Source organism: Geodermatophilus sp. SYSU D00814 (assembly GCF_054050055.1).
The window spans coordinates 44850-57623 of the sequence record NZ_JBJGYP010000022.1 but is presented as its reverse complement, the minus strand read 5'-3'; the positions used below and the strand labels follow the sequence as shown (position 1 = coordinate 57623).

The following is a 12774-nucleotide window of genomic DNA, read 5'->3' as shown; positions in this document are numbered from 1 at the left end:
CGCGGCCCTCACCGGGGCCGCGCCGCCGTGTGGTCGGTGACCGCCCACGTCCCGGCGGTCCAGGGCCGGCGGCTGAACTCCACGTGCAGCGTGCCCGGGCGGGTCTCGAGCAGCTGACCGCACACCGTGGCGAACACCGCCCCGTCCTCCTCGTGGCGGACCACGAGCGCGCCCGGGTCGTCCTGGGGCGGCGCCTCCTGCACCAGCGCGCGCCAGCCGTCGGGGGGCTCGGCGGTGGTGAAGGCGGCCAGGTACCGGTCGGCCTTGCGGTCCTCGGGGCCGCCGGAGGTGATCATCGTCGTCCCCTCGGCGTGCGCGGTGCTGGTGAGGGTGTCGCCGTCGAAGTCCCAGGTGGTGAGCCGGTCCGGGCCGGCCAGCACGAGCAGGAAGCTCGCCATCCCCTCCAGCCGCGTCCCGGTGGGCCAGTCCGCGCCCCGGGCCACCCCGAGCAGCGGCAGGACGCCGCGGCTGGCCGCACCCGGCTCGGCGGTCCGCTTCTGCGGGCGGTTGAGCACCAGGGCGGTGACCCCGGTGCCGACGTCGGTGGCGCACCAGGTGCCGCCGGCGGCCCGGTCGCGCCCGCCGACGACGTCGGGCAGCTCCGGCCACCAGCGGCCCGGGTCGTCGAACTCCCGCGTCGTCAGCTCGTCGCGCAGCGCCAGGACGCGGACCGGACGGCCCGCGGACCAGCGCACGACCACGGTGCACACGCGGCCGATGCTGCCAGTCGTCCGGCGTCCCCGCCCCGGCGTCACCCGGCGGCGGGGACGGGGGGTCCGGCCGGCACGTCCCGGCCCGCCCGCGGGGACGGGGGCCTGCGGTCGGCCGCCCAGGCGCAGACCGCCACCAGGGCCAGGCCGGCGACGACGGTCCAGGGGTGCGCGATCACCGCCTCCTCCGCCCCGGTGAGCGGGTCGGTGAGCACGCCGAGGCGGTCGAGCGCCCAGCCGAGGGCCGCGGCCAGGGCGAGCGCCGCGCCGGCCAGGCGCAGCGCCGGGTACCAGCGGGTCCGCGACACCAGGTACAGCGACGGGAACACCACCGCGACGGTGAGCAGCTGGGCCAGCTCCACGCCGACGTTGAACGCGAGCAGCGCGGGCACCGAGGCCGACCCGTCGAGGCCGAGGCCGGTGAGGATCCCGGCGAACGCCAGCCCGTGCACGAGGCCGAACCCGCCGGCGAGCAGCACCTCGCCGCCGCGGGCGAGCGGGCGCACGGCGTGCACCGCGGCCGCCCCCACCGAAGCGGCGACGAGCACCTCGACCGGCGCGGCCGGCACCGACACCCAGCCGAGCGCGGAGGCCACCAGCGTCAGCGAGTGGCCCGCGGTGAACGCCGTGACGACGCCGAGGACCCGGCGCAGCGTCGGGACCAGCCCCTCGCGCCGCCGCCAGCGCCCGGCCACCGCGACCAGCGGTGCCGCCAGCAGCAGGGTCAGCAGGAACAGCAGGTGGTCGGCGCCGGCGAGCACGTGGTGCAGGCCGTACCCCACCATGTCGGCGATCCCGGTGGCGGCGACGTCGCCGACCCGCAGGCTGTCGTCGGAGGCGGTGAGCACGCCGGCGGTGGAGACGTCCCCGGCGGCGTCGGTGAGGACGACGACGGCCTCGTGGGTGGGGTCGGCCTCGACGACCCCGTCGTAGGCGAGGGTGAACGCCGACGGGTCGGCGCCCCCGGGGTCCAGCGTCACCGCCACGCTCAGCGAGTCGATGCCCTCGACGGACTCCCGGACGACGTCGGTCCAGGTCTCGGCCCACGCCGTCCCGTCGGCGCCGGTGACGGTCAGGTGCTCGTCGAGGTAGGCGACGACGGCGTCGGCGGAGGAGCCGGCGTCGGTGCCCAGCGCCCGGCCGAGGGTCGCCGTCGCGACGCTGACGGTGACGTCCACGGCGTCCTCGCCGACCCGCACCGACAGGGTGCTGCTGTCCAGGCTGTGCGCGCTCGCGGCGGTCGGGGTGAGCAGGACCAGGCCGGAGGCCAGGGCGGCACCGGCGGCGAGCCGGCGGGGGAGGCGGGAGGGCATGGCGCCCGACCGTGCCGACCGTTCCTGGAGGCCCGCCGGGAGCCGGCTGGGAACTCGTCACCCAGCGCCACGGACTCGTCTCCCAGCGTTCTCGCAGTGGCCGTCCAGCCGGACCGGAGACGCGCTCCGCACCGTGGAGTCCGACCGACTCCCCCGAGCACGAGAGAAGTTCCCGTGACGCTCCGCAGGACCCTCGCCACCCTCCTCCTGACCGCCGTGGTCCCGATCGCCGCGGCGTGCGGCACGACGGCCGAGGCGGCCTCCACCACCACCAGCAGCACGGTGTCCACCGACAGCAGCGCCGACGCCGGCCCCGGCGGCAGCACCGACGCCGGCCCCGGCGGCGGGGGACCGGGCGGTGTCGACGTCGCCTCCGTCAGCACCGAGGAGCAGCTCGTCGCGCTGGTCCAGGAGGCCTACGGCGACGCCGGTCTCGGCCTGCACCGCGGCCACCAGCCCGTCGAGGACGTGCTCGACGAGGTGCTGACCATCAGCCACGACGAGCTGCACGTCCGCATGGACGCCGGGCAGAACCTGGCCGCCGTCGCGGAGGACCTCGGCGTCGACCCGCAGGACCTCGTCGACGCCCTCGTCGCGGAGTACGGCCCCGCGATCGACGCCGTCCTGGCGTCGGGGGAGATCACCGAGGACGAGGCCGGGCAGTACCGCGCGGCACTCGAGGAGGCGTTCACCTTCCGCGTGACCTGGGACGGCGAGGAGGCCACGCCCACGTTCGCCGGCCTCGACGCCTGACGGGCCGCCGGGCCGCCGGCCGAGCCGCCGCTCAGTGGGCGACGGCGACCGCCGGCGCCCCGCCGGCCTCGGTGAGCTGCCACGGCCGGACGACGCTGCCGAGCACCCCGATGGCCAGCACCAGGCCGGCCACCATGGTGAGCGCCATCGCGGTGGCGTCGTTGCCGAGCACGCCGACGAGCGGGGAGACCGCGGCACCGATGCCAAACTGCACCGCGCCGAGGAGGGCGGCCGCGGAGCCGGCGGTCTCGCCGTGCGCGGCCAGCGCCAGCGCCGGGGCGTTGGGCAGGGCCAGCCCGACGGCGGCGAGCACCGCCCACAGCGGGACGACCACGCCGGCGAGCCCGCCGGTGCCGGTGGCCGACAGCGCCAGCAGCACCAGCGCCGCGACGGCGCCGGCCAGCATGGCGGTCGACAGCAGCTGCGCCGGGGACCACCGGCGCAGCAGCACCGGGTTGAGCTGGGTGGCGCCGATCAGGAAGAAGGCGCCGGCGCCGAACAGCATGCCGAACTGCTGCTCGTCGAGGCCGAACTCGCGCTGGTAGACGAACGACGACCCCGACACGTAGCTGAACAGCGCGGCCATGGTCAGCCCGGCCACCAGCACCAGGCCGACGTAGACCCGGTCGCGCAGCAGCCCCCGGTAGGTGCGCAGGACGCCGGCGACGCCGCCGGTCGCGCGGCGGCCCGGCGGCAGGGTCTCCGGGACGACGAGCGCGCCGACGACGAGCAGCAGCAGCCCGTAGCCGGCGAGGACGAGGAACACCCCGCGCCACGAGGTGATCCGCAGCAGCTCCCCGCCGATCGTCGGGGCGAGCACCGGGGCGGCGCCCATGACGAGGAACAGCCGCGACAGCATCGCGGCGGCCGCCCGTCCCTCGAAGAGGTCCCGCACGATCGCCATGGCGACCACGCCGCCGGCGGCGCTGCCCACGCCCTGCAGGACGCGCAGCACGCCGAGCACCTCCACGGTCGGCGCGACCAGGACCAGCAGCGAGGCCACCACGTGCAGCGCGGTCCCCGCCAGCATCGGGCGGCGCCGGCCGAGGGCGTCGGCCAGCGGGCCGATCACCAGCTGCCCGAGCGCCAGCCCGACCAGCGTGCCGGTCAGGGTCAGCTGCACCATCGCCGGACCGGTGCGCAGGTCGGTGGCGATGGCGGGCAGGGCGGGCAGGTACATGTCGATGGTGAAGGCGCCGACGGCGACGAAGGCGCCGAGGACGAGCGCCAGCACCGCCCGGTGCGGCGTCTTGACCTGCTCGGGCACGGCGGTACTGCGGTCCTGGGTGACGGTCACGGACTTCCCCCTGGGCGCGCGGCAGCGCCCCGTCTCGGAACTGTGGTTGCAGACGACAAGCATTCCCGCCCGCCGGCTGTTCCACGCGCGAGCGCGCCGACGATCGATCCCGTCGCAGATCACACCGGCGGCCCCGGGGAGGACCGTCCCGGTGGACGCGACCCGACCGAGGAGCGGGAGGCAGCGTGCCGGCCGTGGTCGTCGAACGCACCGGTGGACCCGAGGTGCGGCAGGTCCGCGACCTCCCCGACCCCGAGCCGGGGGAGGGGCGGGCCTCGTCGACGTCCTCCGGCGGGCTCGACGTGCGCGTCGGCGGTCGCTACCCGCTGGGTGAGGCCCGCCGCGCCCACGAGGACCTCGAGGCGCGGCGGACCACGGGCGAGCTCCTGCTGCTGCCGTGGCGGCGGTCGGCCCGCCCGGCAGCCCGCGGTCGGTCGGTCAGGGGGCCAGGCGGGCGCAGACCCGGTCGGTGGACTCCGGCCGACCCCCCTGGAACACGACCTCACCCGTCTCCAGGTCGTACCGGACGACGCCGTTGTAGTCGAAGGGCACCTGGCCGCTCACCTGCACGTAGCCGGTGCCGTCGGGCTCGATCCGGACGAGGTCGGCCCCGACGTCGCGGAAGCGGACGGACCCGTACTCGGAGGTCGCCACCAGGCCGACGTTGATGGTGAACACCGACACCACCCCCGATGCCCGCTGGAACTCCCGGAGCCGGGCCTGACCGGTGGCGGTGGTGGTGACGGGGACCCCGCACTCCTCGGTGAGGAAGTCGTCGGCGAACTCGTCCTCGATCGGGAAGACCTGCGGCGGGGCCGCGAGCGCGGGCGCCGCGGGGACGGCGACCAGCGCGAGGACGGCAGCGGCGACGGCGGTGCTCGAACGCTTCACGGGGATCCTCCCAGCGACGTCGGGGGACGGGTTCCGCACGGTGGGGGACGGTCGGGGCGCGGGTCGGGACGGTCAACCGGTCCGGCCACGTCCGGTGGAGGAGGACGCCGTCCCTACCAGCGGGTACGGCGCGTCCTGCCCGGCCGCACCCGCCCCGACACGCCCGGGGCCGCCGCCGCGGGCGGCGTCTCAGACGAGGTCGCGACGCGCCAGCCGGCGCCGCCGCCAGGCCGCGGGCGGCTCGCCCACCTCCCGGGTGAAGGCCGCGTAGAAGCTGCTCGTCGACCCGAAGCCGGCCCGGCGGGCGACGGCGTCGACGTCGGCGGTGGTGACCAGCAGCAGCCGCTGGGCCTCGGCGAGCCGGCAGCGCAGCAGGGACGCGCCGGGCGTGGTGCCGGTGACCGCGCGGAAGGCGGCGGTCGCCGTGGCCGGGTGCAGGTGCGCGGCCGCGGCGACCTCGGCGACGCCGACCGGCTCGCGGAACCGCGCCGCGACGAAGGCCGCCATCTGCGCCACCCGCCGGGCGTGCCGGTCACCGGCGGTCTCGGGCGCCGCGTCGTCGTCCCCGACGTCGTCGTCGACCGGGACCGGGGCGGCGACCGAGAGTCGCTCCAGCAGCGCCCGCGCCTCCAGCCGGGCCGCCCGGGCCTGCGCGGGCACGCCACCGGCCAGGTCGGCCGCCCAGCCGGCGAACCGCGCGGCGTCCGCGGAGCGGCCGGGCAGCACCCGCCGCTCGCCGCGCAGCAGCGCCGCGGTCAGCCGGCCCTCGACGTCCCACTCGAGCGCGTCGGCCAGCGGCACGGTCAGCCACCGCACCGCCGCGCCGTCGGCGGCCGCGCTGACCCGGTGCGGCAGCGCGCCCCAGGCCACGACCAGCGTCCCGTCCTCCACCCGCACCCGCCGGCCGGCGTGCTCGTGCTCCACCCAGCCGCCCACGGCCAGCGCGAGCTCGACGTCGTCGTGCCGGTGCGCGCGGCGCATCACCGGCCGGGTGCTCAGCCGGCAGGCCAGCCCGTGCTCCTCGTGCACCGGGCCGGCGAGCAGGGTCTCGGCCGGGGACCCGGCGAGGATCCGGGAAGCACCGCCGTCCATGCCGGGAGTCTCCCGCGCCGGTGCGGCCGAGCATCGGGGGCATGACGCCGCTGTCCCTGACGCCCGAGCAGGTCGCCCGCTTCGACGCCGAGGGGTTCCTCGTCCTGCGGAACCGCGTCCTCGCCGACCTGCTCGCCCGGCTGCGCGCCGCCGCCGACCGGTGGACGGCGATGCCGCCCACCGGTGACCACCTGTTCTCCAACGGAGTGCTGTGGCGGGTGGACTACCTGCACGACAAGGGCGAGGACGCCTCGCTCGAGCTGCTCGGCAGCCCGGAGGTGCTCGGCATCGCCGAGTCGCTGGCCGGGCCGGACCTGGTGCCCACCTACGAGTCGCTGGTGGTCAAGGCCGAGGGCGCCGGCGCGCCCGTGCCCTGGCACCAGGACGCCGTCCACGCCCGGCGGCACCGGCTGTTCAACGTCGACGTCTACCTCGACGCCGCGCTGCCCGGGCAGGGCGCGCTGCGGGTGGTGCCCGGCTCCCAGCGGGCGCGCACCGACGCCTGCGGGCTGCGCGACGAGCACGGCTGGGACGTGCCCGGCGCGGTGGAGGTGCCGATGGCGCCGGGGGACGTGCTCGTCCACGACGACATGGTGGTGCACGGCTCGCCGCCCACCGCCGGCTCGCCGCTGCGGCGCACCGTCTACCTGGAGTTCCGGCCCGCCGCCTCGGTGGTGGAGGACGGTCCCTGGGACGGCGAGTGGCTGGCCGCGCGGATGCGGCTGCTGCCCGCCGCGCTGGCCGCGCACGCCGCCGCCCGGCCCACCGCGCCGCGGCACGACTGGCGGCCCTCGCCGCACCTGGTGCCCGGCGACGACGGCGTCGACCTGCGGGTGGCCCACGGCGTGCACACGCCGGGGGAGTGGTGCAGCGCCGGGTGACGGCGGCCCCCGCGTCCCGTCGTCGACCCGGTGTCGTCTCCGGAGCGCACGAGGCAGCGCCAGGTCGACATCCGGCGCCCCCTGCCGTCGAGATGCGGGTGGGTGCGGTCACGAGGCAGCGGTGACCGCGCTGGGCCGCATCTCGCCGGCCGGGCGGCGCCGCCAGGGCACGGGCCAGGGGCACTCCCTGGCGCGACGGGCCCCGGCGGGGCACGACGGTGGTGCGCAGCCGCGGCGGACGAGGCTGCGCCGGACACCCCGGGAGGACCCCGATGGCCAGTGCCACCACGCCGGGGGAGCCGGTCGCCCCGCAGGACGACGGCGGGCGGCGGCGCGGGCTCTGGGCCCGGCTGCGCGGGCGCGACGACGCCACCCCGCACCGCCCGGCGCCCTGGCGCGTCGAGGGCATGCCCGAGCAACCGGGCAGGACCGAGGGGCAGCGGCCGCGGTGGGGCGGCTTCTGGTGGCTGGTGCTCGCCGCGCTGGTCGTCAACTGGATCGTCGCCGCGGTGGTGATGGGACCGGCGCCGCGGGCCGAGGTCCCCTACACCTTCTTCACCGCCCAGGTCAGCGCCGGGAACGTCGCCTCGGTGACCTCGACCGACGAGACCATCGACGGCCGCTTCGAGGACGCCGTCGACCCGCCGGGACCGGAGGACTCGGCGGAGCGCTTCACCACGCAGCGACCCTCCTTCGCCACCGACGACCTGCTGTCGGCGCTGGAGGCGCAGAACGTCACCGTCGACGCGCGTCCCCCCGACGCCGGGCCGCCGCTGTGGGTGCAGGTGGTCGTCGGCTTCGGCCCGACGCTGCTGCTGGTCGGGCTGCTGCTGTGGTTCCTGCGGCGCCGCGCGGCCTCGGGCGCGGCCGGAGCGCTCGGCGGCTTCGGCCGGTCCCGGGCGACCCTCTACCGGCCCGACACCGGCCGGCGGACGACGTTCGCCGACGTCGCCGGCATCGACGAGGTCGAGCACGAGGTCAGCGAGATCGTCGACTTCCTGCGCGACCCCGGCCGCTACAGCCGCCTCGGGGCCCGCATCCCGCGGGGCGTGCTGCTGTCCGGCCCGCCCGGCACCGGCAAGACGCTGCTCGCCCGCGCCGTGGCCGGGGAGGCGGGGGTGCCGTTCTTCTCCATCTCGGCCTCGGAGTTCATCGAGGCGATCGTGGGGGTCGGTGCCAGCCGCGTGCGCGACCTGTTCACCCAGGCCAAGAAGGTGGCCCCGGCGATCGTGTTCATCGACGAGCTCGACGCCATCGGCCGGGCGCGCGGCGGCGCGGGCGTCACCGGCGGCGTCGACGAGCGGGAGCAGACGCTCAACCAGGTCCTCACCGAGATGGACGGCTTCCAGGGCAACGAGGGCGTCGTCGTGCTGGCCGCCACCAACCGCCCCGAGATCCTCGACCCCGCCCTGCTGCGGCCGGGCCGCTTCGACCGGCGGGTGACCGTCGGCGCCCCCGACCGCGCCGGGCGGCTGGCGATCCTGCGGGTGCACACCCGCGGGGTGCCGCTGGACCCCGACGTCGACCTCGCGGCGGTGGCCGCCTCGACGCCGGGCATGGTGGGCGCCGACCTGGCCAACCTCGTGAACGAGGCCGCGCTGCTGGCCGCCAAGCACCGCCGCGACAAGGTCACCGCCGCGGACCTCGGCGACGCGCTGGAGAAGACCGTCCTCGGCACCGTGCGCGGCATCGTGCTCTCCCCGGAGGAGAAGCTCAGCACCGCCTACCACGAGTCCGGGCACGCGCTGCTCGGCATGCTCACGCCGGGGGCCGACCCGGTGCGCCGGGTGACGATCATCCCGCGGGGGCAGGCGCTCGGGGTGACCGTGCAGACGCCGGAGGGCGACCGGTACGGCTACTCGGCGCGGTACCTGCGCGGCCGGATCGTCGGCGCACTCGGCGGGCGGGCCGCCGAGGAGGTCGTCTACGGCGACGTCACCACCGGCGCGGAGAACGACCTCGAGCAGGTCACCCGCATCGCCCGCCAGATGGTCGGCCGGTGGGGCATGTCCGCCGCGGTCGGCCCGGTCGCGGTGCTGCCGGCCTCCGGCGAGCAGCCCTTCGGCCTCGACGGCGTTGCCCCGGCGACCCGGGAGCTCGTCGACGTCGAGGTCCGCCGGCTGGTCGAGGAGTGCTACGCCGAGGCGGTGGCCACCCTGCGCGGCCACCGCGAGCGCCTCGACCGGCTCGCGCACGTCCTCCTCGAGCGGGAGACGCTGGAGGCCGACGAGGCCTACGCCGCCGCGGGCCTTCCCCGGGCGACCACCCCGGAGACGACCGCGGCGGCGGCCCGGGGCGAGGCGCCGCCCGCGCCCCGCGCGCCGGGCCCGCCACCGGACGTCGCCGCCGCGCCGGCCCGCTGAGCGGCGGGCCGGCGCGCCCCGGTCAGTCCCGGGAGCGGCGGCGGAACGCCGACACCGCCAGCGGCGCGAACACCGCGGTGAGCAGCAGCGACCAGGCGATGGACACCGGGACGGCGTGCTGCAGCGGCCAGGCGGCGTCGGCCGGTGCCGGCAGCCCGTTGCCCCACAGGTCCCGGCAGGCCTGGGTGAGCGCCGAGACGGGGTTCCACTCGGCGATGGTGCGCAGCCACGCGGGCATGCTCTCCGTCGGGGCGAAGGTGTTGGCCACGAACGTCAGCGGGAACATGACGGTGAACATGAACCCCTGCACGGCCTCCACGGTCCGCATCAGCGAGCCGACCCAGATGCCGAGCCAGATCATCGCGAAGCCGAACAGCAGCAGCAGGCCGAACCCCAGGACGCCGTCGACGACGCCGTCGCGGATCCGCCAGCCGATGAGCAGCCCGGTCACCGCCATGACCGCGACGCCGATGCTGGAGTGGATCAGGCTGGACATGCTCCGCCCGACGAGCACCGCCGGCCGCGGCACCGGCAGCGACTTGAAGCGGTCGACGAACCCCTTCTGCAGGTCGTTGGTCAGCCCCATCGCCACGATGGCGGAGGAGAAGACCATCGTCTGCACCATGATCCCGGGCAGCAGGAACTCCCGGTAGTTCGAGCCCGCCACCGCGATCGCGCCGCCGAAGACGTAGGCGAACAGCAGCACGAACATCACCGACTGCACGGTGACGTCGAGCAGCATCTCCGGCATCCGCCGGATGTGGATCAGGTTGCGCCAGACGATCGTGGCCGACGCCCGCAGCAGCGACGGCGGGTCGATCTGCGGCCGGGTCGCGGCCCGGGGCGGGGACTGGGTGGCGGTCACGGCGCGGCTCCCTCGGTCGGGGTCCCGGTGGCGGTCTGCTCGGCGCCGGCCGACTCGGCGCGGTGCCCGGTCAGGTGCAGGAAGACGTCGTCGAGGCTGGGCCGGGCCAGCCCCAGGTCGTCGAGCTCGATCCCGCTGTGCTCGAAGACGGTGGCGATGCGGGTCATGTCGCCCAGCCCGCCGGCCTGCGCCGTCAGCCGCCGGCTGCCCGCCTCGACGTGCACCTCGGGGGAGTGGTCGCGCAGCAGCGCGGCGGCCGCGTCCAGGTCGGCGGCGGAGGTCAGGGTGACCACGACGCTGGCCTGCCCCGCCTGGTCCTTGAGCTGGGTCGGGGTGCCGGCGGCGATGACCCGGCCCCGGTCGACGACGACGATCTCGTCGGCGAGGTGGTCGGCCTCCTCCAGGTACTGGGTGGTGAGCACCAGCGTGGTGCCCTCCTGCACCAGCTCCCGGAGCACCTCCCACAGCCCCGACCGGCTCTGCGGGTCCAGGCCGGTGGTGGGCTCGTCGAGGAACAGGATCGGCGGCGCGGCGAGCAGGCTGACGGCGAGGTCGAGCCGGCGGCGCATGCCCCCCGAGTAGGACTTCGCCGGGCGGTCGGCGGCCGCGGCGAGGTCGAAGCGCTCCAGCAGCTCCTCCGACGCCCGCCGCACGTAGCCGCGGGACAGGCCGTAGAGGCTGCCGATCAGCCGCAGGTTCTCCCGGCCGGTGAGGATCTCGTCGACCGTCGCCGCCTGGCCGGTCAGGCCGATGCTGCGGCGGACCGCCTGGGGCTCGGCGACCACGTCGAACCCGGCCACCCGGCCGGTGCCGCTGGTGGGCACGCTCAGGGTGGTCAGCATCCGCACCAGCGTGGTCTTGCCCGCGCCGTTGGGGCCGAGCAGGCCGAGGACGGTGCCGGTGGGGACGACGAAGCTGACGCCGTCGACGGCGCGGTGGTCGCCGAAGTGCTTGGCCAGGTCGATCGCCTCGACCGCGGGGGAGCCGTTCACGCCGTCAGCATGCGACCTGCAGTGCACGTGAGGGCAACGCTTTTCCGCCCGCGCCGGTCGGCGCCGGTCAGCGACCCGTGCTGCACCCCAGCCGGTTGCGTGCAATGGTCGTGCCCGGACGGCCGGCTCCCCCTGGCGTGACCCCCCGCGCTCCCTCCTCCGGCCGGGCCCCGGACCGAGGTGGTGCCCCGTGGACGTGGTCGATCTCTCCCGTTTCCAATTCGCCTCGACCAGCATCTTCCACTTCTTCTTCGTGTCGCTGACCGTCGGCCTGGCGTTCCTCATCGCGGTGATGGAGACGATCGCCTACCGCCGGTCGGACCGGCGCGAGGTGTACGGGAAGATGACCAACTTCTTCGGTCACCTGTTCCTCATCAACTTCGCCGTCGGCGTCGTGACCGGCATCGTGCAGGAGTTCCAGTTCGGGATGAACTGGAGCCGGTTCTCCTCCTTCGTCGGCAACATCTTCGGGGTCCCGCTGGCCCTCGAGGTGCTCATGGCGTTCTTCCTCGAGAGCACGTTCATCGGGCTGTGGTGGTTCGGCAAGGACCGGCTCCGGCCGTGGATGCGGCTGGGCAGCATCTGGCTGGTGGCGATCGGCACGCAGATCAGCGCGTTCTGGATCGTGCTGGCCAACGCCTGGATGCACCACCCGGTCGGCTACGAGGTGGTCGACGGGCAGGCCCGGCTCACCGACTTCACCGCCGTCGTCCTCAACTACAAGGCCTGGCTGTACTTCGCCCACGTGCAGGGCAGCGCCTGGGTCGTCGCCGGCTTCCTGGTCCTCGGCGTCAGCGCGTACCACCTGCTGAAGCGGCAGGACTCCGACGTGTTCTCCCGGTCGCTGCGCATCGGGCTGGTCTTCGCCGCCATCGGCACCCTGTTCTCCATCGTCAGCGGGCACACCGCCGCGCAGGTGTCCCGCGAGGACCAGCCGATGAAGTTCGCGGCGATGGAGGCGCAGTGGGAGACCTCGGACTCGCCGGCGCCGTGGTCGCTGGTGGCGGTCATCGACCAGGAGAACCGGGAGAACACCTTCAGCCTGGAGATCCCCTACGTCGGCTCGATCCTGGCCTACAACAGCCTCGAGGGCCGCTACGAGGGTCTCAACCCGCTCAACGAGGCGTACCAGGAGCGTTACGGCGAGGGCGACTACATCCCGCCGGTGGCCTGGGTGTACTGGTCGTTCCGGATCATGGTCGCCATCGGGTCGCTGCTGCTGGCGACGGCGTTCCTCGGGCTGTTCCTGTGGTGGCGGCGCAAGCGCGGGCTGGACACCACCCGCTGGTACCTGCGGGCGCTGGTGCTGTTCATCCCGCTGCCCTGGATCGCCAACTTCACCGGCTGGATCGTCACCGAGATGGGCCGCCAGCCGTTCATGGTCTACGGCGAGCTCACCGTGACCGAGGGGGTGAGCGCGAACACCGCCGGGGAGGTCCTCGCCGGCCTGATCGGCCTGTGGGTGGTCTACCTCGCCCTCATCGGCCTCGACGTCTACCTGCTCACCGTGACCGCGCGGGCCGGCATCCACCGCAAGCCCGAGGCCCAGCTGGTCGCCGCGCCCGCGCCCGACTACGAGGGCGCCGGGTTCCAGGGGTACGAGAAGAGGGACTGACG

Annotated in this window: 11 protein-coding genes; 4 read left to right on the top strand and 7 right to left on the bottom strand. The window is 75.7% G+C overall.

The window, feature by feature from the left end; all coding sequences use genetic code 11:
• Positions 1 to 8: 8 nt before the first annotated feature.
• Together ACI780_RS17555 and ACI780_RS17550 are read right to left on the bottom strand one after the other, a co-directional pair.
• The gene (locus tag ACI780_RS17555; RefSeq protein ID WP_457004548.1) at positions 9 to 710 is read right to left on the bottom strand and encodes an NRDE family protein; all 702 of its coding nucleotides are present in this window, start codon (positions 708 to 710) and stop codon (positions 9 to 11) included.
• Between the two features lie 41 nt (positions 711 to 751).
• The gene (locus ACI780_RS17550; RefSeq protein ID WP_457004546.1) at positions 752 to 2023 is read right to left on the bottom strand and encodes a HupE/UreJ family protein; all 1272 of its coding nucleotides are present in this window, start codon (positions 2021 to 2023) and stop codon (positions 752 to 754) included.
• 174 nt (positions 2024 to 2197) lie between these two features.
• On the opposite strand from ACI780_RS17550, the gene ACI780_RS17545 reads away from it, so the two are divergent.
• Complete coding sequence (locus ACI780_RS17545) at positions 2198 to 2776, top strand: hypothetical protein (protein WP_457004544.1); 579 nt, start codon at positions 2198 to 2200, stop codon at positions 2774 to 2776.
• Positions 2777 to 2807: 31 nt separating this feature from the next.
• Here the strand turns inward: ACI780_RS17545 and ACI780_RS17540 are convergent, their stop codons facing one another.
• The 3 genes from ACI780_RS17540 to ACI780_RS17530 all read right to left on the bottom strand — a co-directional run bounded on the left by ACI780_RS17540 (position 2808) and on the right by ACI780_RS17530 (position 6056).
• Positions 2808 to 4073, bottom strand: coding sequence for a multidrug effflux MFS transporter (locus ACI780_RS17540; RefSeq protein WP_457004542.1), 1266 nt, complete (start codon positions 4071 to 4073; stop codon positions 2808 to 2810).
• Positions 4074 to 4511: 438 nt separating this feature from the next.
• Complete coding sequence (locus ACI780_RS17535; RefSeq protein ID WP_457004540.1) at positions 4512 to 4964, bottom strand: hypothetical protein; 453 nt, start codon at positions 4962 to 4964, stop codon at positions 4512 to 4514.
• A gap of 189 nt (positions 4965 to 5153) precedes the next feature.
• Positions 5154 to 6056 carry an AraC family transcriptional regulator gene (locus ACI780_RS17530; protein WP_457004538.1) on the bottom strand — a complete coding sequence of 301 codons (903 nt, stop codon included), beginning with the start codon at positions 6054 to 6056 and terminating at the stop codon, positions 5154 to 5156.
• Positions 6057 to 6097: 41 nt separating this feature from the next.
• Between ACI780_RS17530 and ACI780_RS17525 the strand changes: the two genes are divergently transcribed.
• Both ACI780_RS17525 and ftsH read left to right on the top strand, forming a co-directional pair.
• Entirely contained in the window at positions 6098 to 6937 is an 840-nt protein-coding gene (locus ACI780_RS17525; protein WP_457004536.1) for a phytanoyl-CoA dioxygenase family protein, read from the top strand.
• A 272-nt stretch (positions 6938 to 7209) separates the two neighbouring features.
• Positions 7210 to 9300, top strand: coding sequence for an ATP-dependent zinc metalloprotease FtsH (gene ftsH, locus ACI780_RS17520; RefSeq protein ID WP_457004534.1), 2091 nt, complete (start codon positions 7210 to 7212; stop codon positions 9298 to 9300).
• A 22-nt stretch (positions 9301 to 9322) separates the two neighbouring features.
• Here ftsH and ACI780_RS17515 read toward each other — a convergent pair whose 3' ends face one another.
• Positions 9323 to 10165: an ABC transporter permease gene (locus tag ACI780_RS17515; RefSeq protein ID WP_456871784.1), complete on the bottom strand. Its 843-nt coding sequence runs from the start codon at positions 10163 to 10165 to the stop codon at positions 9323 to 9325.
• Complete coding sequence (locus ACI780_RS17510; protein ID WP_456871783.1) at positions 10162 to 11157, bottom strand: ATP-binding cassette domain-containing protein; 996 nt, start codon at positions 11155 to 11157, stop codon at positions 10162 to 10164. The genes ACI780_RS17515 and ACI780_RS17510 overlap by 4 nt, the downstream gene beginning before the upstream one ends.
• A gap of 190 nt (positions 11158 to 11347) precedes the next feature.
• Between ACI780_RS17510 and ACI780_RS17505 the strand changes: the two genes are divergently transcribed.
• Positions 11348 to 12772: a cytochrome ubiquinol oxidase subunit I gene (locus ACI780_RS17505; protein ID WP_457004531.1), complete on the top strand. Its 1425-nt coding sequence runs from the start codon at positions 11348 to 11350 to the stop codon at positions 12770 to 12772.
• Positions 12773 to 12774 lie beyond the last annotated feature (2 nt).